This window comes from Hymenobacter sp., assembly GCF_035709525.1.
GTDB lineage: Bacteria > Bacteroidota > Bacteroidia > Cytophagales > Hymenobacteraceae > Hymenobacter.
The window spans coordinates 1-22,466 of record NZ_DASTEP010000005.1; the positions used below are offsets into that span (position 1 = coordinate 1).

Annotated in this window: 14 protein-coding genes; 7 read left to right on the plus strand and 7 right to left on the minus strand. The window is 64.7% G+C overall.

Going from position 1 to position 22,466, the window contains the following annotated elements; translation table 11 throughout:
* Nucleotides 1-63: 63 nt before the first annotated feature.
* Complete coding sequence (locus VFO93_RS00230; protein ID WP_325132285.1) at nucleotides 64-8,292, minus strand: FG-GAP-like repeat-containing protein; 8,229 nt, start codon at nucleotides 8,290-8,292, stop codon at nucleotides 64-66.
* Between the two features lie 304 nt (nucleotides 8,293-8,596).
* Here VFO93_RS00230 and VFO93_RS00235 point away from each other — a divergent pair, with 304 nt between their 5' ends.
* The 5 genes from VFO93_RS00235 (at nucleotide 8,597) to VFO93_RS00255 (ending at nucleotide 12,535) form a co-directional block, all read left to right on the plus strand.
* Nucleotides 8,597-9,139, plus strand: a complete 543-nt coding sequence (locus VFO93_RS00235; protein ID WP_325132286.1) for an ion channel — start codon at nucleotides 8,597-8,599, stop codon at nucleotides 9,137-9,139.
* A gap of 52 nt (nucleotides 9,140-9,191) precedes the next feature.
* Nucleotides 9,192-9,641 (plus strand): hypothetical protein, encoded by a 450-nt coding sequence (locus VFO93_RS00240; protein WP_325132287.1) that lies wholly within the window; start codon nucleotides 9,192-9,194, stop codon nucleotides 9,639-9,641.
* Nucleotides 9,642-9,763: 122 nt separating this feature from the next.
* The gene (locus VFO93_RS00245) at nucleotides 9,764-10,174 is read left to right on the plus strand and encodes an EVE domain-containing protein (RefSeq protein WP_325132288.1); all 411 of its coding nucleotides are present in this window, start codon (nucleotides 9,764-9,766) and stop codon (nucleotides 10,172-10,174) included.
* A 101-nt stretch (nucleotides 10,175-10,275) separates the two neighbouring features.
* Nucleotides 10,276-11,871 carry a hypothetical protein gene (locus VFO93_RS00250; protein WP_325132289.1) on the plus strand — a complete coding sequence of 532 codons (1,596 nt, stop codon included), beginning with the start codon at nucleotides 10,276-10,278 and terminating at the stop codon, nucleotides 11,869-11,871.
* Nucleotides 11,872-11,959: 88 nt separating this feature from the next.
* Nucleotides 11,960-12,535 (plus strand): ribonuclease HII, encoded by a 576-nt coding sequence (locus VFO93_RS00255; protein WP_325132290.1) that lies wholly within the window; start codon nucleotides 11,960-11,962, stop codon nucleotides 12,533-12,535.
* Between the two features lie 106 nt (nucleotides 12,536-12,641).
* Here the strand turns inward: VFO93_RS00255 and VFO93_RS00260 are convergent, their stop codons facing one another.
* The 3 genes from VFO93_RS00260 to VFO93_RS00270 form a co-directional block, all read right to left on the minus strand.
* The gene (locus VFO93_RS00260) at nucleotides 12,642-13,100 is read right to left on the minus strand and encodes a response regulator (protein ID WP_325132291.1); all 459 of its coding nucleotides are present in this window, start codon (nucleotides 13,098-13,100) and stop codon (nucleotides 12,642-12,644) included.
* A 95-nt stretch (nucleotides 13,101-13,195) separates the two neighbouring features.
* Nucleotides 13,196-14,776 carry a sensor histidine kinase gene (locus VFO93_RS00265; RefSeq protein ID WP_325132292.1) on the minus strand — a complete coding sequence of 527 codons (1,581 nt, stop codon included), beginning with the start codon at nucleotides 14,774-14,776 and terminating at the stop codon, nucleotides 13,196-13,198.
* Between the two features lie 29 nt (nucleotides 14,777-14,805).
* Nucleotides 14,806-15,177, minus strand: a complete 372-nt coding sequence (locus VFO93_RS00270) for a CZB domain-containing protein (protein WP_325132293.1) — start codon at nucleotides 15,175-15,177, stop codon at nucleotides 14,806-14,808.
* Nucleotides 15,178-15,342: 165 nt separating this feature from the next.
* Here VFO93_RS00270 and gcvT point away from each other — a divergent pair, with 165 nt between their 5' ends.
* Both gcvT and VFO93_RS00280 read left to right on the plus strand, forming a co-directional pair.
* Nucleotides 15,343-16,455, plus strand: coding sequence for a glycine cleavage system aminomethyltransferase GcvT (gene gcvT, locus VFO93_RS00275; RefSeq protein WP_325132294.1), 1,113 nt, complete (start codon nucleotides 15,343-15,345; stop codon nucleotides 16,453-16,455).
* Between the two features lie 134 nt (nucleotides 16,456-16,589).
* Nucleotides 16,590-17,309 (plus strand): 2-phosphosulfolactate phosphatase, encoded by a 720-nt coding sequence (locus VFO93_RS00280; protein ID WP_325132295.1) that lies wholly within the window; start codon nucleotides 16,590-16,592, stop codon nucleotides 17,307-17,309.
* 181 nt (nucleotides 17,310-17,490) lie between these two features.
* Here the strand turns inward: VFO93_RS00280 and VFO93_RS00285 are convergent, their stop codons facing one another.
* The 3 genes from VFO93_RS00285 to VFO93_RS00295 form a co-directional block, all read right to left on the minus strand.
* Nucleotides 17,491-20,082: a BamA/TamA family outer membrane protein gene (locus VFO93_RS00285; RefSeq protein WP_325132296.1), complete on the minus strand. Its 2,592-nt coding sequence runs from the start codon at nucleotides 20,080-20,082 to the stop codon at nucleotides 17,491-17,493.
* A gap of 29 nt (nucleotides 20,083-20,111) precedes the next feature.
* Nucleotides 20,112-21,089: a phosphatase PAP2 family protein gene (locus VFO93_RS00290; protein WP_325132297.1), complete on the minus strand. Its 978-nt coding sequence runs from the start codon at nucleotides 21,087-21,089 to the stop codon at nucleotides 20,112-20,114.
* Between the two features lie 87 nt (nucleotides 21,090-21,176).
* Nucleotides 21,177-22,463 carry a DUF4833 domain-containing protein gene (locus VFO93_RS00295; protein WP_325132298.1) on the minus strand — a complete coding sequence of 429 codons (1,287 nt, stop codon included), beginning with the start codon at nucleotides 22,461-22,463 and terminating at the stop codon, nucleotides 21,177-21,179.
* Between the last annotated feature and the right edge of the window lie 3 nt (nucleotides 22,464-22,466).

The following is a 22,466-nucleotide window of genomic DNA, read 5'->3' on the forward strand; positions in this document are numbered from 1 at the left end:
AAACCCGGCCGCCAAAAGCCCAGCCCCAGCACGGCGGGCGCTGGCTGATAAGCACTCTGCGCGCTAGTAGATGGCGACTTTATACGTGCTCACGCCCGTGCGCAGCGCCAGGTGCAGCGTGTAAATACCGGCCGGCAACTGCGCCACTGGCACCACCGCTTCGCCCGCGGCTGTGAGCTGAAACGGCTGCTCTAGCACCAGCTGGCCTATTGAATTGTAGAGCTGGAGTGGCCCCGCCGCCCCAACCGGCCGCAGCGCAGCGGGCACGGCTACCACAAACTGCCCGTGCGCCGGGTTGGGGTAAAGCTGCGCCTGGAGAGCTCCGGCCGGGGCGGTGGTGGCCAGCACCCGGCCCTCGTTGAAGCGCATATTCACCGATGTGCTGCTGCTGGTAGTTTGTGTGATGGCAAAATCCAGGTCGCCGTCGCTGTCTAAATCGCCCACAATCAGCTGCGAGGGAAAATTGCTGACATATTCACTGCGATTGCCCGAGAAGCTGCCCGCGCCATTATTTAGCCGTATGCTCACTTCGCTGGTGCCCTGGCTGATGACAAACAGGTCGAGGTCGGCATCGTGGTCCACGTCGCCAAAGGCTAGTGGCCCCACCGTTTGGCCCGCGGCAACGGCCTGGCTGGTGCGGGCGAAAGCGCCGCTGCCATTGTTGGCAAAAAGTGCCAGCCAGCCGTTGCCATTGCTGTCGTTGTAGCTCACGGCCACGTCTACGTCGCCGTCGCCGTCGATATTACCCAGGGCCAGGCCATCGGCCGTGCCGGGCACCACCAGCACCGGGCCGGCGCTGAGCAGGCCAGTGCCACTGTTTAAAAAGAGCTGAATGCCACTAGCAGCGCTGGCGGTTGCTACGTCCAGGTCGCCATCGCTGTCGATATCAGCCAGCGCTACCGTGTGGGGCATCGGGGCCGACGGGATGAGCGTGGGGGAAGAGAAAGTGCCGGAGCCGCTGTTAAAGGCCACGCCCACGCCCGTGCCCAGCGGGCTATTCTGGGCGGCCGTGAGCACTACGTCGAGGTCGCCGTCGGCATCCATGTCGGCCAGGGCAAAGCGGCTGCACGCAAACGGCAGGGTAGTGGGGGCCGCGAAGGTGCCGCTGCCGTTATTGCGGCTCACGCTCAGGGAGGAGCCGCCCGCGCTAATCAGCAGGTCGAGGTCGCCGTCGCCATCGATGTCAGCCAAGACCAATTGGCCAATCATGGCGTAAATGCCCGGCGTGAAGGTCGGCGCCGCCTGAAACTGGCCCTGGCCGTTGTTGAGCAGAATGCCGATGGAGGTGTTAAAGCCCGCCATGCCAGCCACCAGTACATCCAGGTCGCCGTCGTTGTCGATGTCGCCGGTGCACAAGCCCGTGGCAAAGCTGGTGACGGGCACGTTGGTGCCTGCCCACGACAGGCCGCGCCCCGCGCCGCCCGCCGCCGCCGTAAACTGGTATACCTGCCCGCGCACCGCCCCGGCGCTGGCCGTGAGCATCGTAGCCGGCAGCGTGACGCTGAGCTGCTCGCCCGGCGCAAACGACTGCGTGGGCGCAAAGCTGAGGGTAGCCGTGCCGCCCCCGCTAAGGGTGCCCGGCCGGCGCCCCCGCAGCTGGTTGCCAAAGACGCGCATATCACCCGCCGTAGCAGCCGTAATGGCCGCCGGGAAGGTAAGCTGCACGGCCGCCGTGCGGGCGGCGGCTACGGCATTGCGTCCCGGCAGTAGGGCGAGTGGGGTCACGGGCACCAGCACCGTAAAGGGGGTGGCCGAGGTAGCCGTGGCGGCCGCCGTCGCGATGGAAATGGGGCCGGTAGTGGCCCCGGCTGGTACCGCTACGGTAAGCTGAGTGGCCGAATTGACCACGAAGCCCGGGGCCGCCGTACCGTTAAAGCGCACGGCCGTGACCCCGATAAAATTGCTGCCCGTGACAACTACGCTGGTGCCGGCCAGCCCCGAACCCGGCGAAAAGCTGGCGATGGCCGGTGGCGGCACGATGCCATTCAGCCGGATGCTGTAGGTGGCGCTGCCATTGTCGAAGCTCACCAGGTCGAGGTCGCCATCATTGTCAATATCGCTGAACAAGATGCTTTCCAGCCAATTGGTGAAGTTTAAATTCAGCAGCTTCGAGAAGCTGCCCGTACCGTTGTTGAGCCATAGCTCGCTGGGGCTGCCAAACTGGCCCACCACAATGATATCCTGGTCGTTGTCGGCATCGACATCGCCCACCGTCAGGTAGCCCGAGCTGGTAGTGGTGGCAAAAGACGAAGTCGTGAAGTTGCCCGCGCCATCGTTCAAGCCCAGCACCACCGTGGACACGCCGCCCGCGTTGACGGGCGAGCCCGTCATGATGGCATCCAGGTCGCCATCGCCATCGATATCGGCCAGCGTATTTTGCCCGTAGCCGCCGGGGGCTGCCGAATTGGGAGCTTTGTTGGTGAGGCGGCCCGCGCCATCGTTGCGCTGCTGATACAGCCCGCCGCCGTTGCTGATGAGCAGGTCGAGGTCGCCGTCGCTGTCGATATCGCCCAGCATGAGCGGGCCAAAATTGGTGTTGGTGCCCGTGCTCAGAAACTCGCTGGTAGTGCCGCTAAAGCTGCCCGCCCCGTCGTTGAAGCGCACGCTCGTGGTGCACGAGGTAGTGCCCTGGTTGCCGGTTAGCAGGTCGAGGTCGCCGTCGGCATCCATGTCGGCCAGGGCAAGTAGCAAGGGGCGCTCGCCCACCTGCACCTTGAGCGTGCCGCTAAACGTGCCCGTGCCATTGTTCAAGCGAATGCCGATTCGGCTGCTGTCGGTCATGGCGGCCAGGTCGAGGTCGCCGTCGCCGTCGAGGTCGCCCAAGGTCATGGTGCTGATGTAGCCGCCCGCCAGGGGCAGGGTCGAAGCGCTGTTAAACGCGCCGGTGCCATTGCCCAGCAATACTTCTACCAGGCCCTGGCGGCGCACCAGCAGGTCTTGGTTGCCGTCGTTGTTCACGTCGCCCAGCACAATGCCTTGCACGTTGCTGCTTAGCGTAGTAGTAATCGGGGCCGTGAAGTTGCCCCGGCCCGTGCCACCCGCCGCCGCCCGAAACTGATAGACCTGCTTGAGCACCCGGCTCTGGTTGGCAGTGGTATAAGCCGGGATGGTCACGCTTACCAGCTCGCCGGGCTGGAAAGGCTGAGCGGGCGTCAGGGTCAGCGTAGGGCTGCCGGCCCCCGCGCGCGGGCCGGCCAGCCGCCCACCCCGCTGCGCGCTGAATACCGCCAGGTTGGCCGCCGTATTGGTCGGAATGGGTTGATTAAACGTAATCGCCACCGGCGTGGTGCCCGGCACCGTGGCATTGCGCGCCGGGCTGAGCGTGACGGCGGCCACCGGGGCCAGCACCGTAAACGAGGCGCTGGAGGTGCCCGTGCCGCGCGGGTTGGTCACGCTGATTGGCCCCGTAGTGGCCCCCGCCGGCACAAATACCGTCAGCTGGCCCGCCGTGTTTATAGTGAAATTGGTAGTTGCTGTGCCGTTAAATGACACGCTGGTAGTGCCGATAAAGTCGGCCCCGGTCAGCACAACGGCCGCGCCCACCAGCCCGCTAGCGGGCGCAAAGCTGGCGAGCACCGGCGGCGCCACGCGCTGGTTGAGGCGTATTTGCAGGCTGCCGTTCAGCGAGCTGCTGTCCACGGCATCGAGGTCGCCGTCACCGTCCAGGTCTACCAGCGTCAGGCCCATTCTAATCTCAGAAAAGTCGATGGTGGAGCTGGCGGTAAACTGGCCCTGCCCGTTGTTGAGGTGCACCGAGGCAGGGTTGGTGCTTTGGTTGGGCAACGCGATGACCAGGTCGAGGTCGCCGTCGCTGTCCACGTCGCCCAGGGCCAGGTTGCTGCCGTCGGGCACGGCTTGCGTGCCCGAAAAGTTGCCGGCTCCGTCGTTGAAGCGCACCGCCCCGCTGTTGGTTACCAGGTCGAGGTCGCCATCGCCGTCGAGGTCGCCCACTACCAGGCGCTCCACGCCATCGCCAGCTGGCACGCTGGAGGTGCGGGTAAAGAGCCCGAGGCCATTGTTGAGGCAAATCTGCACCGTGCTGTTGTTATTGCCCGCCCAGCCCTGGCAGGCCACTAGCAGGTCGAGGTCGCCGTCGTGGTCTACGTCGCCCACGGCCACGCTCGTAGGGCGCACCCCCACGCCCGCCGCCACCCGCGTCGGAAACAGCCCGGCCCCGTTGTTGAAGCGCACATACACGCTGTCGGAGCTGAAGTGCGGCACCACCACGTCGATGTCGCCATCGCCGTCGAGGTCGCCCGCAGCCAGGCCGTGGGCATCGTAGCCAAAGCTCGGGAAATTGGGCAGCGCCGTGAAGGTGCCATTGCCCGCGTTGAGGCGCACGTGGCCTTCGCTGGTCAGCAAATCCAGCTGGCCATCGGCGTTCAGGTCGGTGAGTACCATTTGACTTGGCTCGCCGCCCAGGGTGAGGTCGGCCGGGCTGGTGGCGCTGAAAGTGCCATCGCCATTGTTGAGGCGAACATTGCCGTTGCCGCTGATAACGTCCTGGTCGCCATCGTTGTCGATGTCGCCCACGGCCAGGCTCACGGCGTAGTAGGTCAAGGGCACGTTGGCCACGCCGTGGCTGGTGTATAAGCCGGTGCCGGTGCCGTCGGCGGCGGCCACAAATTGATGCACCCTGGGCACCACGGCCGTGGTGCTGGCCGTGCCGCGCAGGCTGGCCGGCAAGCTCACGCTCACCTCCTCGCCGGGCGCGAAGGCCTGGGCGGGGGTAAACGTGAGCGTGCTGGTGCCGCCCCCGGCCAGCGTGCCGGGCCGCTTGCCCCGCAGCCGCGAGCCTACCACTTGCATAGCCGCGGCCGTGGCGCTGCTAATCGGCTGGCTAAACGTAACGGCCACCGCTGCGCTGCGGGGCGCGCCCGTGGCGTTGCGCACCGGGCTCACACTCACTACGCTAATGGGCAGCGTCACTTCAAACGGCGTGGCCGAGGTGGCCGTGCCCGCGGGGGTAGTCACCGTGATGGGGCCGCTGGTAGCGCCGGCCGGCACGGTGGCCAGCAGCTCGGTGGCCGAGCGCACGGCGTAGCTCAGCACCGGCGTCCCGTTGAAGGCCACCGACCGGGTGCCGATGAGGTAGCTGCCCCGCAGCCGCACGGTGCTGCCCACGGCGCCGCTGCCGGGGGCTACTACCGTGAGGGTAGGGGCCGGGGCCGGCTGGTTGAGGCGCAGCGTTACCACATCCGATTCCTGGGCGGTCAGCAGGTCGAGGTCGCCATCGCCGTCGAGGTCACCCACCGCAATGCCGCCGGGATACTGCGAGGTAGTGCTGATGGGCTGGAGGGTAGAGAAGCTGCCCGCCCCGGTATTCAAGCTAAAGCTGTTGTGCGTGATAACATCAAGGTCGCCGTCGGCATCGAGGTCGGCCAGCACCGGGCCTGCCCCGCTCAGGCGGAGCGTGCCAATGCCGCCGAAAGTGCCCAGGCCGTTATTGAGCCGAATGGCCTGGCGCGGGGTGCTGCCTTCTTTGTATTGCACCAGCAGGTCGAGGCTGCCGTCGCGGTCAAGGTCGCCGAGCAGCACCTGGGTAGGGTCGGCGATAGAGGTAATGGTTTGCCCGCTGGTGAAGGTGCCCACGCCGGTGTTCAGCTGCACGCTCACCCCACTTAGCCCGTAGCCCGGCACCGAGCTGGCCAGCACCAGGTCGAGGTCGCCGTCGGCATCGACATCGCCCACGGCCAGGTGGGCGATGGTGGCCCCGTAGCCACTCAGCCTAATGCTGACGCTGGTGCTGCCGCCAAAAGTGCCCGCGCCGTTGTTTAGCCGCACCGCCACGGCATCGGAGGTGGTGGCCAGCAGGTCGAGGTCGCCGTCGGCATCGAGGTCGGCCAGCGTCAGCTGCGTGGGCGTAAGGTTGAAAGAAGCGCTGCCCGCCGCAGAGAAAGTGCCCGTGCCTGTATTGAGCCAGGTGCGAACTATGCCCGTAGAGGAGGCGGTCAGCAGGTCGAGGTCGCCATCACCGTTTACGTCGCCCAGCACCAGGGCTTGCAGCCACAGGTTGCCCGTGGCCAAGGTGGAGATACTGAGCGCGCCCGCCCCGTTGTTGAGGCCGATGACTACGCTGCCCGTGCTGCGCCCCGGCACCACCAGGTCGAGGTCGCCGTCGTTGTCGAGGTCGCCCAGCAGGGGCTTGCCCAGCTGCACCATCGGCACCGCGTTGGCCGTCGAAAAATCGGCCTGCCCCACGCCGCCCGCCGCCGCCGTAAACTGCACCACCTGCTGATTGACGCGGTTGCCATCGGCCGCCTGCAAGCTATTGGGCAGGCTTACGCTCAGCACTTCGCCGGGCGCAAGCGGCTGGCTGGGCGCAAAGGTTAGCGTAGAGGTGCCGCCGCCCGCCACGCTGCCCGGCCGCCGGCCGCGCTGGCTGCTGAATACGCGCAGGCTGCCCGCCGTGGCCGCCGTAATAGGAACTGAGAAAGTGGCCGCCACCGTGCTGGTGGGCGCCACGTGGGAGGCATTGCGCGCGGGTGCCACGCCCGTGAGCAGCACCGGCACCGGAATGGTAATCGTAAAAGGCCCCGGCGAAGTAGCCGTGCCCGCCGCATCGGTAGCCACGGTGACGGGGCCAGTAGTGGCCCCAACCGGCACTGCTACGGTAAGTTCGGTGCCCAGCCCGTTCAGCACGTAGCCGGGCGCGGCCGTGCCGTTAAAAAACACGCCCGTTACATCCGTCAGGTTAGCACCCGCGATGGTGACGCTGGCCCCCACCGGCCCCGAAGCCGGCGTGAGGCTGGTGATAGCCGGCACGGGCAGCGGCGGCAGCGCGCCCACATTAAGGCTCAGCCGCACGTTGCCACTGGCATCGGAAGTAATGAGGTCCAGGTCCAGGTCGCCATCTACGTCGCCGAGGGTCACGCCTACGGTTTCGGCCGTTGCCCGGCGGCTCAGGCGCAACGGGCGGGCCTGGGCCGTGAAGGTGCCCGCCGCGTTGAGGTACGTGTACACCCGCCCGCCCAGGCCCTGGGCTACCAGCAGGTCGAGGTCGCCGTCGGCATCAATATCGCCGGTGCGCAGGCCGGTGGGCGTGCTGCCGGCGGGCAGGGCCAGGGTAGTAGTGCCCACGAAGGTGCCGCTGCCGTTGTTGAGGCGCACGCTCACCGAGGCGGCCCCGGCATTGGCAGTCAGCAGGTCGAGGTCGCCGTCGCCGTCGATATCAGCCAGCTGAAGCTCGGTGGGCTGCAAGCCCACGGGCACGGTGGCATACGCCCCAAAAAAGCCCGAGCCCGAGCCCAGGGCCACGTGCACCTCGCTCAGCGGGCCGTTGCTCGTGCCCGCGTTGGTAGTCAGCAGGTCGAGGTTGCCATCATTGTCCACATCGGCCAGGGCCACGCTGGTGAGCCCGGCCCCCATGCCTACCAGGTTGGAGTAGGTGTACAGCAGCGGGCTGCCGCCCGTGTTTATCCATATCGTCGAGGAGGAGTTGTTGGCGTTGGCGGTCACAAAATCCAGGTCGCCATCATTGTCCACGTCGCCGGCCGCAATGGCTACCGGCCCGCTGCCCACGGGTGCATTCTGCGCCCCGGTGATGGCATCGGTAAAATTGGCCAGGCCGTCGTTGCGGCACACGCTCACCGTGTTGTTGGTGGCATCGCCCGCCAGCAGGTCAAGGTCACCGTCGCCGTCTACGTCGGCCAGGGTAGCTCCGCCGGGGGTTTGGCCCGTCACCAGGCCCGTTTTGAAAGCATAGTGCCCGGCCCCATCGTTGAGAAAAATGCGGCAGCCGTAAAGCGCGCCGGTGGTCACCAGGTCGAGGTCGCCGTCGCCGTCGAGGTCGCCCAGCAGCTGGTCGCGGTTGCCGGTATTGGCCACGATGGTAGTATCGGCAAAGTAGCCCCGGCCCGCGCCGCCCGTGGCCGCCGTAAACTGGTACACCTGCCGGCCCACGGCCCCACCCGTGGTGCTGGCCAGGGTGGCGGGCACGCTCACGCTCAGCGCCTCGCCCGGCGCAAAGCCCAGGCTGGGAGCAAACGTGAGGGTAGCCGTGCCCCCGCCGGCCACGCTGCCCGCCCGCCGGCCTTGCCGCAGCGAGCCGTACACGCGCAGATTGGGCGCGGTGGCGGCGCTAATGGGCTGCGAAAACCCGATGGCCACCGCTGCATTGCGGGCAGCGGCTACGGCGTGCCGGGCAGGCTGCCGGCTTACCACGGCCACCTGGGCCTGGGCACCGCAGCTCAGTAGCACGCCGCCCAGGGCAGCCAGGCGGCCCCAGTAGCGGTAGCCCGCCGGCCGCCGCAGCAAAGCGCAAACAGTAGCGGAAGTAGAGATAGAAACCAAACAGTAAGGGCTAAAAGGTAGAAGAAAAAGGCTCGCGAAACAGGCGGGCCAGCGCTTACAAAGAACAGTATAAAAGAGCTTAATTTTAGCGATATTACTTTGAGTATTAAAAGAATTAATGCTAAAAAACAGGGGCCCTAAGAGCCGCTGGCAGGCAGCCGGCGCTACAAGGGCGCGGGGCTGCGCCACCCGCACTGTCAAGGCGGCCGGCTGCGCACGGGCGAGGCCGTATGTTGGCCGCATGGGTAGTTTCGGCCAGCCAATGCCCGGCGGGTTGGCTTCTTCGCTCCCTGGTCCGGCTTCTATGCGCTTCCCGATTGTGCGTGCCACGCTGCTGTTCGTCGCTCTTATTCTGGGCGGCGCGCTGCTGTTTTTGTTTGATTTTTACGAAGTTGCCAGCCAGCGCTTCAACATGCTGCTCTTGCTGGCGCTGCTGCTGGGCAAGGCGGCCTACTTCGTGTGGGCGCTGCTGCGCTGGATTCGCAAGTCGGTGGCCTCCAGCTACTACCTCACCTACATGACGGGTTTTTTTCTGGTGCACGTGCTGCTGGTGGTGCTGTCGTTCGGCATCGACTACTACTGCCTGTTTCGCATCGACCCTGCGGCCTTCGCTATGCCCGCCGGCCCGCCCGGCGAGTGGCGGCAGCTGCTGACGTTCATCTACTTTAGCCTGGGAAAATTTACCACGGCCGGGGGCGGCGAGCTGCACCCGGCCACCGCCGTGGGGCAGTGCTGCGCCAGCGTCGAAATGGCGCTGTCCTATTTCACTACCGTGCTGGTCATTGCCAACCTCAGCCACTTGCAGGCGCTGTTTGGGCGCAAGCCGGGTGGCCCCGCGCCCGAGTAGCCGCGCGCCGGCCGCGTGCGTAGTGGGGGTAGCTCTATTCGTTTTATAAATTATGCGTTTTCATCACCTCGCTCGCCTGGCCGGGGCCACCTCGCTGGCGCTGCTGGCCTGCCACGCCGAACACCCGGCCGGGCTGCCCGCTTCGGCCGAGCTGGCCCAGCTGCGCGGCACCTGGCTGCTGCTGCCCGAAAGCAGCCGCGCCGACACGCTGGCCTACCGCCGCAATACCTACCGCTTTAAGTACCAGCCCGGTGGGCGGCCGGGCTTCCGGCTGGCACCGGGCGGGCGCTTCACGCGCTTCGACCTGGCCCCCGGCGGCGGGCTGCTGGCCGAGGAGGGCACCTGGAGCGAAACCACTACCGGCCGCCTGCTCATCCACTTACCCGGCCTGGAGCCGCCCGCGCCCGACTACGAGCTGGAGGTGCTGAGCTATAAAGGCGGCCTGCTGAAGCTGCGCCGCTTGCGCGAGCGCCCGGCCGTGGAGGTCATCCGCCAGCCGTAATTCGGTGTAGCGTAAGCTTTAGCTTGCGAGCGAGCGCAGTGAGCAGCCACGCTCGCTAATGTTCGCCTACGCCCTGCTCGCTCGCAAGCTAAAGCTTACGCTACAGCCCGACCTTTGCCGCTATGAACTACTGGCTCGTAAAATCCGAACCCGAGGCCTATTCCTGGGCCGACTTTACCCGCGACGCGGGCACCGACTGGACCGGCGTGCGCAACTACCAGGCCCGCAACAACCTGCAAGCCATGCAGCCCGGCGACCTCGTGCTGTTTTACCACAGCGTGAGCGAAAAGGCCGTGGTGGGCGTGGCCCTGGTGCACGCCGCTGCCGCGCCCGATGCTACCGCCGAAGCCGGCAGCCCCTGGGTGGCCGTGCACCTGCGTCCCCACGAGGCGCTGGCCCGCCCCGTGCCGCTGGCCGCCCTCAAGGCCGAGCCCCGCCTCAGCCAGATGGGCCTGCTGCGGCAGTCGCGCCTATCGGTGACGCCGCTGCGGCCCGAGGAGTTTGACCTGGTGCTCGAACTCGGAGCGGCGTAGGGCAGTAGAAAGGGATTGCCGGGGCGGGCCTAAATGGTTATCTTCGTAAGGCTTGCCCTGCCGGCCCCGGCCCCATCCTTTTTTCCCGCCCCCGCCTTCCCATGAAACAGTTTTCCGCTCTCTTGCTGTGGGTTGCGCCGCTGGCCGCCTGGGCGCAGGCCACCGTGACCACGCCCGCCCCGCCGCCCGGTGCCCCGGCCCAAACCGCCCGCACCGAGCTGCTGCTCGACCACAGCAGCGAAGATGCCTGGGTGCAGGCCATGCCCGCCGACACGGCCGTGGTGGTGCTGCTGCGCCGCCAGCCCAAGGCGTTTGGCAAAGCGCAATATGCCTTGGCCCACTACCGCGCCGGCCTCACGCTGCGGCGCGAGCAGCCCGTCGAGATTCCCGACGAGTACGACGTGGCGCGCCTGTGCGCCGAGCGCGGTGTGCTGTACGCCGTGTGCTGCTCGCACCAGGAGCCGGGCAACCTGCTGGTACTGGCCTACAACGTGCGCGATGGCCGCGTGCACCAGCAGGAATTTAAAACTAAAAAAAGCCGCGACATCGCCGCCGTGCGCGCCGTGGATGGCAAGCTATTGGCCACCGTGGCCCTCGACGACGGCCAGCACCAAACCGTGCTGCTGCTCGACGTGGCCAACGGCAGCTTTCAGTTTTTGCCCTCGCTCTACGAGTCCATCAGCTCCGAATTTACGAGCGTGGCCGATGCGCCGGCCGGCCGCGCCGAGTTTGTGGCCAGCCAAACCAACGGCCGTAAGCAGCGGCTGATGCTCAAGCAATTATCGGCCGAAGGCGGCGAGCTGCTGCGCTCCGAAACCGTGCAGGCTGAAAGCGAGCGCACGCTCATCACGGCCCAGCTCAGCCCCTTGCAGGACACCAGCGCCCGGCTGCTGGCCGGCACCTACGGCCTGCGCGGGCCGCAGTATGCGCAGGGCGTTTTTACCACCGACCTCACCGCGCCGGCCAACCCCGCCGACCCGCGCCCGGCGCTCAAGTTCTACGATTTTCGGCGGCTGCGGCACTTTTTCGACTACCTCGGCCCCGGCAAGGAAGCCCGCCTGCGTGGCCGCACCGCCCGCCGCGAGGCCGAAGAGCTGTCGCCCCTGCGCTGGCACTACCGCCTGCTGCTGCACGAGCTAAAGCCGCGCCCCGACGGTGGCTACACGCTGGTGGCCGAGGTCTACTACCCGCGCTACAACTACGGTAGCATGGGCACCGCTCCCGCGCTCAGCAACTACAGCAACCTGCCTTTGCCCTACTACACAGGGGCTTACTCCAACGCGGCGGGCCGGGCGCTCGTGGGCTTCCGCACCACGCACGTGCTGGTGTGCGGCTTCGACCGCCGCGGCAGCTTGCTCTGGGATAATACCTATGTCGTTGAAAACGAGCTACTGCACGACCAGCTCGAAGAGGCCGTGCGAACCATCACGCTGCCCGATGGCCGCCTGGTGCTGGCCTATCTCACCGACGAGGGCTTGCACTACAAGCTCGTAAACCAGGACGAAGCCTCGCCCAACAACCTGAAAGTGGAGCTGTTCACGGCCGGCCCCGGCGTGAAAGAAAAGGTGCTCGACACCTACCAGCCCGACATTCAGCCCTGGACCGGCTCGCAGTACGTAGCCAGTGGCTTTCAGAATATTAGGTCGCAAAACGGCGCCGTGCGGCACGTGTTTTTTCTGCAAACGCTGGAGTTTTAGGTGAGTTCTGAGTTTTGGGTTCTGAGTTTTGAGTTGCGCAGAGAGCTTTTCTTTGGCAACTCAAAACTCAAAACTCATCACTCCCAAAGTGCTTCTCGCTACCCACACCGGCCAGCCCCACGAGGCGGGCCTCGACGAAGCCGGGCGCGGCTGCCTGGCCGGGCCGGTTTTTGCGGCGGCCGTCATTTTGCCGCCCGACTACAACCCCACGTTTCTCAACGACTCGAAGCAGCTCACGGCCCGCCGCCGCGAAACCCTGCGCCTCGATATTTGTGCCAATGCCGTAGCCTGGGCCGTGGCCGAAGCTTCGCCCGCCGAGATATTGGAGATTAACATCGCCCAGGCCAGCTACCTGGCCATGCACCGCGCGGTGGCCGCGCTGGCCGTGCCCGCCACCCACCTGCTGGTTGATGGCAATCGCTTCCGGCCCCACGCCAGCTTGCCGCACACCTGCATTATCGGTGGCGACGGGGTCTACCGCAGCATCGCGGCGGCCTCCATCCTCGCCAAAACTTTCCGCGACGAGCGCATGCACGAGCTGGCCGCCGAGTTTCCGGCCTATGGCTGGGCGCAGAATGCCGGCTACCCCACCGCCGCCCACCGCGCCGCGCTGCGCGAGCACGGCGTTTCGCCGCACCATCGAATGGGGTTTAAGCTCATTTAAAGTCATTTAACAGTTAATATTTATCAGTTAACAGCCCGCCTGACGTACCACAAAGGGGGCGTCAGGCGGGCTATTAGCTATTAAACGTTAACTGTTAAATGAAAGGCTACTGCTTCAGCTTCAACAAATCCAGAAACAAACTGAAGCTGTCGACCGTGCCGCCGCCTTCGCCGCCGAAAGAATCGAAGGTGAGAGGCTTGATAATGTAGCCGCTCACGTTGAGGTCTTTGGCGCCCAGGCGGTCGGTGTCCAGGTCCGAGGTGGTCATAATGAACACGTTGAGGTCGTGAAACTCGGGGTCGGCGCGCAAAATCTTGAGTAGCTCCAGGCCGCTGAGGCGCGGCATGTTGAGGTCGAGCATCACCAGGTTGGGGCGGGCGATTTTAACTTCGCCGTTTTCGCCGCGCAGCATGTTGAGGGCGTCGCGGCCGTTGCGGGCGTGCGTGAGCGGTACGTTGATGTGCTGCTTGCGCAGCTCGCGCTGCACGTTCATCACATCCATTTGGTCGTCTTCGACCAGTAGGATGCTGGCCGAGCTAAGCGAGGAATTATCGAGGGGCGACATGGCGCGGAAAAACAAAAGGAAAGCGAGCGGACGCTCGCGCGCTGTTTTGACTGAATACGTAATGAGCGGCGGCGGGTGACAGGGATGCGGTAATTTCAGGCCTTGCTGGGGGTGATGGCCGGCCGGGCCGCCGCCTGGGCCGTGGCTGTGGCCTGGGCCACGGCCGCCGAGGCCGTGGTGGCGGCCGGCTGCTTGGGCCAGGTAAAGAAGAACGTAGCCCCGGTGCCTTCGGCCGACTCGACCCAGATGCGGCCGCCCTGGCGCTCCACTATTTTCTTGACGATGGCCAGGCCCACGCCGGTGCTTTCGAAGGTATCGCGCTCGACCAGCGTCTGGAAAATGACGAAGATGCGCTCGTGGTATTCGGGCGCGATGCCTGGTCCGTCGTCCTGCACCGAAAAGCGGTAAAACTCGCCCGATACGTCGTCGCAGCCAATGTGAATGTGGCCGGTGTTCGGGTGGTCGTGGTACTTGATGGCGTTGGAAATCAGGTTGCTAAATACCTGGTGGAGCTGCGTGCGGTTGGTGACGATGGTGGGCAGGAAGAACGGCAGCTCCAGCTGAAAGCCGTCGGGCATTTCCAGCGTATCGGTGATTTCGCGCAACAGCTGCCGCACGAATACGGGCTCGTTGGCCTCGGCCACGCGGCCCACCCGCGCCAGCGCCAAGATGCCTGTGATGAGGCTTTCCATGCGATGCACGCGCTGCCGCATGAGCGCCAGAAACTCGCGGATGTGCGCCGGCAAATTATCCTGGCCCATGTCCTCTTCTATCCAGCGCGAGGCACTTTCGATGCCGCGCAACGGGGCTTTCAGGTCGTGCGATACCACGTAGGCAAATTGGTCGAGCTCTTGGTTGCGGCCTTCGAGCTGGCTGATGTTCTGGTCGATGGTGTGGGCCATGCCGTTGAGCGCGCCCGTCAGTTCGCTTAGCTCATCGTGTTCGTTGTCAATAATCTGCGTCTTATAATCGCCCTCAGCCAGGCGGCGGGCCAGCGTAATCATACTACGCAGGCGGCGGCTCAGCAGGCGCACGATGTACACGGCCCACAGCAGCCCCAGCACCAGCCCCGTGCCCGTGATGAGGGCCGCCAGGCGCTGCGCCTGCGTGATGCTGTCGGTGAGGCGCTGGCGCTGCACGAGGCGGGTCTGGTTTTCAACCTTGTCGAACTGCATCATCTGGTTGCGGATGGCGTCCATCACCTGCTTGCCAATGAGGCCCTCCACCAGGTTAGCGTGGGGTAGGTTGTCGAGGCCGCGCTGCAAGCGGTCGCGCTCGCGGGCGGCGCGCTTTTCCTTGATGATGAGATGGGTGTAGGTAGTCCACTGCCTGAACAGGCGGCGCGTGGTATCGAGGCGCTGGCGCTGCTCGGGCTCGTCGGTCAGCTGGTCGCGCAGCTGGTCGAAGCGCGTGAGCAAGTCGCGCTCGCCGGCGTAGTAGGGGTCGAGCATCTGCTCGTTGCCCACGAGCAGGTAGCCGCGGTAGCCCGTTTCCATGTCGATGATGTTGCGCAGCAGCGTGGTGCCATCGGCCGAAATGTGCTGCGACGCCTCCACGCGCTGCGAGTTGCGCAGCACCTGCCCGGCCAGCTGAAAATTGAGTAGCAGCACCGCCGCAAACAGCCCCATCAGCAGCAGAAAGCCAGCGAAAAGCTTGGCAGTAAGGGTGATTTTCATAACACGTAGGTGGCGTAGCCCGCCCCACCTCAAACCCCGGCAGTACGCAGTTTGGCCTCGATGGTTCGCAGCAGTTCCACGATGTGGTCGGCTTGACGCTGCACTTCCTGAAAGCCAGCCAGGGCTTCTTCTTGCCTACCCGCCAGGCGCAAATCCATCAGGCGGTTGGCGCGCGCGTGGATGAGGCGGTGCTCGCGGTCAAGCTCTTGCATGCCGGGCACGCCGGCGTAAGGCCCTTGCAGGCGGCTGGCTATCCACTGGCCCAGGCTGCACGCCTCGGGGTCGCGCAGGGGGGCTTCGGCGCTGGCGTTGCCGTACAAAAACGAGCGCAGCCGCGCCTTAAAGGAGATGTGCTTGATAATAGCCGACTCAAAATCCTGCTTGATGGCTTCGGGACTCATGGGATAACTGGACGTGGCGGAGGAAAGAAGCCGGCCGCTTGGGCCGGCGGGCCCTAATTTCGTGGCCGGCAAAGCTAGCCCAGCCTTCAGGTTACTGACTTGTACGGCGCGGCGCGCTACTCGCCTGCTTTCTCCCCGCTTACTTTTTTACAGCCCGCTTTTTTCATGGAAGCCACGCCGCTCAAAACCGTTGCCCTGCACGACACCCACCAGCAGCTCGGGGCCAAAATCGTCCCCTTTGCCGGCTACGCCATGCCCGTGCGCTACTCCTCCGACCTCGAAGAGCACCACACCGTGCGGCGCGGCGTGGGCATTTTCGACGTGTCGCACATGGGCGAGTTTCGGGTGCGCGGCCCGCAGGCGCTCGACCTCATCCAGCGCACTACCTCCAACGACGCCAGCAAGCTCGTGCCCGGCAAGGCGCAGTACTCGTGCTTCCCTAATGCCGAGGGCGGCATCGTGGACGACCTGCTCGTGTATAAAATGGACGAGGAAGACTACTTCCTGGTAGTCAATGCTTCCAACATCGACAAAGACTGGAACTGGCTGCAACAGCACAACACCCAGGGCGCGGAAATGGAAAACGTGTCCGACCAGCTGAGCCTGTTCGCGGTGCAAGGCCCGAAGGCCGCCGCCGCCCTTCAGTCGCTGACGGACGTGGATTTGAGCGCCATCCCGTACTACAGCTTCGCCAAAGGCACGTTTGCCGGCGCGCCCGACGTCATTTTGTCGGCCACGGGCTACACCGGGGCGGGCGGCTTCGAGCTTTACGTGCCCAACGCGCACGCCGCCGACGTGTGGACTAAAATCATGGAAGCCGGTAAGCCCTTCGGCATCAAGCCCATCGGCCTGGGCGCGCGCGATACCCTGCGCCTCGAAATGGGCTACTGCCTCTACGGCAACGACATCACCGATACTACCTCGCCGCTCGAAGCCGGCCTGGGCTGGATTACCAAGTTCACCAAAGACTTCACCAACAGCGAAGCCCTGAAAACCCAAAAAGCCGCCGGCGTGCAACGCAAGCTGGTGGGCTTCGTGATGGACGGCCCCGGCGGCCTGCCCCGCAGCCACTACCCGCTGGTTGATGCCGAAGGTCAGGCTATTGGTGAAGTGACGAGCGGCGGCCAGTCGCCCACGCTCAGCCGGGGCATCGGCCTGGGCTACGTGAAAACGGAGTTTGCCGCGCCGGGCACGCCCATTTTCGTGCAGGTGCGCGGCAAAAACCTGCCCGCTACGGTGAGCAAGCTGCCGCTGGTGCCGGGCACGGAGGAGGTGTAAAATTTTGATTGTCATGCTGAGCGCAGCGAAGCATCTCGCGTGGCGCAGTAATCAATACGTTTGAGATTACTGCACTACGCGAGATGCTTCGCTGCGCTCAGCATGACAAGCGTTTTATCAGTCAGCTAATCAACTTGAAACTAGACGTTTGCTTTTCGCCCGAGCTGCTGCCGCTCTATGACCTGCACGGTAAAATCGCCGTTATCGTGGATGTGCTGCGCGCCACCAGCACCATCGTCACGGCCCTCGACCAGGGCGTGACCGAAGTATTTGCCGTGGCCAGCCTGGAGGAGTGCGCCGCCCTGGGCCGCGAGCGCGGCTGCATCACGGCCGCCGAGCGCGACGGCATCGCCGCCGAGGGCTTCGACCTGGGCAACTCGCCCTTCGGCTTCCTCAATCCCGACTTCCCGGTGCAGGGCCGCGCGCTGGCCATCAGCACTACTAATGGTACCAAGGCCCTGCGCCGCTCGCTCGATGCGGCGGCCATCGTGTGCGGCTCGTTTTTGAATATCAGCGCGGTAGTCAAGTTCATCGCTGCGCAGCAACTCGACGTAGTAGTAGTGTGCGCTGGCTGGAAAGGCCAGTTTTGCCTCGAAGACACGGCCTTTGGGGGCGCGCTGGCCGAGCAGCTCCAGCCGCTGGGCTACGACACCGCGTGGTCGGATGCCGCCATTGCCGCCCTGCACCTGTGGCAGCACGCCAAGCCTACGTGGCCCGATTACCTGCTCGAGTCGGCCGCCGTGCGCCGCCTCAACGCCCTCGAATACCACGACGACTTCGTTTTTTGCATGAAGCCCGATGTATACCCCGACATCCTGCCGCTGTGGCAGGACGGGCGCCTGGTGCGCGGCTGAGTGAGGATGGCGCGGGGCTGTGCCCCGTGCCGACTACTCGCGGGCCTCTGGCCCGCACAGCCGGCCACATTAGTTATGCTTCAGCCTGTAGAAGTCCGCTAACGTAGCGGGCCGGAGGCCCGCAAATAGTCGGCACGGGGCACAGCCCCGCGCCATCTGCGCTTCTAATCTAAATCAGGCCTTAAAACCGCACGCCCGCCGAGATGTACGGGTACGCGCCTTCCTTCGAGAAGCCTACCACGGCTTGTAGCAAGGCCAGCTGCGCGGGTAAAAAATACACGCCGCCGCCGTAGCCGGCGTGCCAGCGCTGCGAGGCCTCACCGGGCGTCCACACGCGGCCTATGTCGTTGAAGAGCACCAGGCCCAGCGTGCCGGGGGCCAGGTAGGAGGTAAAGTCGGCGAGCTTGAAGCGCACCTCTAAGTTGTTGTAGGCGATGTGCTTGCCGGTGAAGCGCCAGTAGTAGAAGCCGCGCAGGTTGTTGGTGCCGCCGAGCTTGAACTGCTGGAAGTACGCTGCGTCGCCGAGCGTGGCCCCGCCGCCCGTGCGGTTGGCGACAACCAGGCGGCTGGAGTCGCGGCCGGGCGCGAAGTGGAAGCTGAACTCGGTGAGCGCCTGGGCGAAGGTGTGCCGGTCGGCGTCGAGGCGGTGCAGGGCGGTGAGGCTGGTAGTCCAGAGCACGCCGCGGCGGGCTACGAGGGCCCGGTCGCGGGTGTCGAAGGTGGTGCCGGCGGCCACGCCCGCGTAGGTTTGGGCCCGAAAAACGTCCTGAGTGGGGTTTTGGTCGGCGTAGGCAGTCAGCAGGCGGTTGGTGTTTTTGTCGCGGCCGCTGTTATAATACTGGCCCAGCAGGCCGCCGCTCAATTGCCAGCGCTGGTAGGTGCGGCTCAGGCGCACGTCGGCTGTCACGAGGTTGTAGTCGTTGCGGTAGTAGCGGATGGCGTCGTCGGGGTCGCGGTCAAACCGCGACTCGTTGCCGACCCCGAAGAAGTGGCTGGTGTAGTTCGGCCCCAGCGAGGTCACGTTTACCAGCAAGTCATTTTCCCCGACTTTGCGCTTGAAAATGCCGCTGTAGCTCAGTAGCAGCGACTGGTTGGCCAGGCCGTAGTTTACCAGCAAGCTTTGCCGCGAGCCATACGGGGCCTTGCGGAAGCCTTGCTTCTGGTACACGAAGTTGCCAATCAGCTGCACGCCGTAGTCGCGGTTGTAGCCCACGCTCAGCAGCGGCTGCACGTAGTCGTACTGAAAGCTGGCTTTGTTGAAGCTGTTCACCACCGTGTCGGTGGCCGTAATCAGCCGGGCCTGGCCGGCGGCCGGCAGCTGGTTGGGCTCGTCGGCGCGGTCGTAGATGCGCAGCCGGCCGCGCTGCGGCACCTCGGGCGCCACCGCGAAGACGTCCTTGCCCTCCCCGCCAATCAGGCGCAGCCGAATGGGCGTGCGCGCCGCGCCGCTCACCGCAAACTGGTCGTCGCCGCCCAGCCCGTAGAGGCGCACCTCGCGGGTGTCGGCCGGGTCAAACGTGCGCTGGTACAGCACGTTACCCAGGCTGTCGTTCTTCTTGAGCTTATTAACCGTAACCTGCATCAGGCCGCCGGGCAGGCGCGTCGCGGCCACGCGCTCGCGCTTGTCGGAGGTCGAAACCTCGACCATGCGGGCCAGCGAGCGGTAGTAGTGCAGCGCCTGCGCCTCCAGAATATTGCGCCGCGCAATAATGTCGCGCACCAGCCGGGGGCCGCTAATCTGGTAGATATTCGGCGGCAGCCGGCGCACCGCCTGCGTTATCAGGCTGTCGGTGAGGTGGCGCTGCACGTAGGCAATCTGGGTTTTCCAGTCGTCCTCGCTCAGCGCGTTCAGGAAGTAGCGGTCGAAGGTTTTGGCCTTGGCGTTCCAGCGGTTGATGGAGCGGATGTGGTCGTTGTAGCCCTGCACGTTGGCCATGAGCAGGTGCAACGACAACGTTTTGGGAAACAGGCCGGTGGGCTTGTAAAAGACGTGGTCGCGGTCGCGCGGCACGGGCTCGTAGCGAGTGCCTTTGCCATCTTCCACGCGCTGCCAGCGCCATTGGTCCTCGTGGCGGTCGTAGTCGCCGAGCAGGATGTCGAGCAGGCGGGCGCGCAGCACGGTGGCCTGGTCTACGTAGTTATCGTTGTCCTTTTGGAGGCGCGCCTGGGTTTTTTCGGTGTTGTCGGTTTTGTCGGCGTCGAGCGGCTCGCGCTCTTCAAACAAGAAAACCTGGTTGGCAAAATCCTTGCGGTACTCGCCCAGCGCGGGGTCGTCGGGCACGTACACCACCTCGGGGTTGGCGTGCGGAATGCCCAGCGCCGCGGCCAGCGGCGGCACCACCACCGACGAGTAGGGGTGCGAGGCCGACACCTGGTCCTGCAAAATATCCTTGGCGATGGTGGGCCGCAGGGTAGGGGGCAGGCCGCGCTCGGGGTACTTCTGCAAGGTGCGCAGCACCCACTGCTGCCCGGTGGGGTCTTTGAGACGCAACGACTTGGTTTGCAGGCCGCCGCCGCGCTGCACGATGGTGAGGCCGCCCTTTTCCTGGGTTAGGTGAAACACGCGCATCCGCACGGGCGCGGCCCACTCGCGGCGGTAGCTGTTGCCCAGCAAAAAGCGGTGCATGGCCGACACCTGCGTGTACTCGGGCTCGATGGCCACCGTGATGCTATCGGGGCCGGCGGGCGCGCGCTGGGCCAGGGCGGGGGCCGCAAGCCCGACGCCGAGCAGGCCAGCCAGTAGCTTAGTTTTATGCCAATAATACGTAGACAACTCCGTGAAAGCTAATAAGAACCAATGGCCTAGGCCGGGCTGCTTGCCGTGGAGCTTGCCGGGGCTGTGGCTTGTACGAAAGAATCGAGCAGGCGGCGAAAAGCTGGACTGTAGACAAGAAGTAAGCGCAGCAGGCCAATGCCCGTGAGCGCCACCGCCAGGCCCGCCAGCACATCCAGCACGTAGTGGTGGCTGGTATATACGGCCGCAAACCAGATGCCGAGCATGATAATGAGGAAGAACAAGTTAAAAAAGCCTGACTTGTTTTTAAGCGCGTAAAACAAAACCACTACCGGATAAGCCGAGTGCAGCGAAGGCATGGCCGCAAACACGTTGGCGTTCTTGGCATAAATGCCCTGAAAAACGCCCGCCCCGACCAGCGCATCAAACCGCGCCAGGCCCGCCGTGCTGCCCATCGTGAGCGGCGTAAACGCCAGCCCGTGCTGCTGCCCAAACCACGGCGGCGCGGCCGGGTGCAGGTAGTAAATGGTGAACCCAATGAGGTTGACCAGCAAAAACGTCAGCGAAAACTCGAAAAACAGTCGCCGATTAGCAAAGAACAAATACCCCGCAAACCCCAGCGGAATGGGCACCCAGCAGAGGTAGAAAATACCGCACAGCAAGTCGAGCGCCGGGTGGTGGTGCAACAGAAAAAACTCGTTGGGCGTGAGTAGCTTGCCCTCACTCACGATGCCAAAAAAGCGCTGCTCGGCGTGGTAGATGTCGGCCACGTCCACGGCCCGGTAGGCGTAGTTGGGAAAGGCCCGCATGTAGTCGTACAGTATCCAGAACACCACGAAAATGGAGAAGCCGGTGATGAAGCGGCGCGTGGTGTCGGAGAGGAAGTAGCAGCCGTTGCACAGCCCCACCAGCACCAGCTGCTCGGGCCGGAAGCCTATTAAAAAATAGGAAAACAGCAGGTAGGCCAGCGATAAGGCCGGCACCAGCCAGCGGCCGCGCCCGGTGGTGGGGCGCGGTGGGAGGGGAGGAAAAGGTTGGTTTGTCATGTGTAAATGGCTGCTCGCTCGCGTGAACCTCACCCCCGGCCCCCTCTTTTTTGGAGAGGGGGCCGGGGGGTGAGGTCAGCGCGGCTGCTACACCTGAAAGCGCTCCACGACCGGCTCGCGCGTAGCAGGGTTAGAGCCTTTCAGCTCCACGTACTTTACATTGGGCACCCAAAACGTGCCGCCCTCAATGCGCAGAAAAATACGGTCGAGCACGCTCTGCTTGTTGGCAATGGCGGTGTAGACGTGAAAGGCACGGTCGGGGCCGGCTTTCATGAGGTAAAACGGCAGCTTGCCGTAGGCCGCGAAGCGCAGCTCGTACTTGTCGGGGCCGATTTTTTTGGACTTCACGCCGTAGGCAAATTTGCGCTGAATGAAGTTCAAATCCTGCTGCTGCCCTTGCTCGGCGTAGCGTATCCAGAAAATGCGAATGGGCTCGTCCTCATCCACTTGGCCGGCTTTGTTTACGTTGAGCTGGTAGATGACGGTGTTGGTATTGGGGTCGCGCTGAAGGTAGAATAGTTGGTTAGGAATGCCGCTCGGCACCGGAAACTTCGGCTCGGGGGCGGGTGCGGCGGCATCGGCGCGCAGGCTACCCACCAGCAGGCCCAGCACCAGCAGCGCGGCGGCCGAAACCGGCTTGGCGAGTGCAACCGGGGCGGCCGTGGGCGCGTCGCGGGCGATAAGCGCCCGCTTGGCTTGCAGCAGCCGCGACACGGCCGTAATGTTAGCCAGCACCGCCAGCGCGGCGAGCGGAAAGGTGAAAATCGACATCGTTTCGAAGACGTGAAACGGTACGCCGGGCACGAAAACCTTGTAGTCGCCGCCCAGCCAGTGCGAGGCCACCCCGCAGGCTAAGGCGCTGACGCCCATGAGCACTACGCGCTCGGGGCGCTGCATGAGGCCGCCCTTGCACTCAATGCCCAGGCCCTCGGCCCGCGCCCGCGTGTAGCTCACCATCATTGAGCCGATGAGGCCAAAAAAGCCCACCAGCGAACTCAGAAAATAGTGGTGTGCCACCAGGTAGTAGCAGATGCCCAGGAAGGTAAACAGTTCGCTGTAGCGGTCTATCACCGAGTCATACAGTGCGCCGTAGGGGCTCTGCATCTTGCCGATACGGGCCACCTGCCCGTCGAGCATATCAAACAGGCCCGCGAATAGGATGAGCGCGCCGCCCCAGCCCACGTAGCGCAGGTCGCCGCGGTTGCCGGCCTCGCCGCCCACGATGAAAAGCACGGCCACGCCCATGTTGAGCAGCAGGCCGGTGAGCGTCACGGCGTTGGGCGTGAAACCAAGTTTAATCAGCAGCCGCACAAACGGGTTAATAATCAAATAAATACCCTGCTGGAGGGCATCGCGTAGCTGGTCGAACGTCATAGA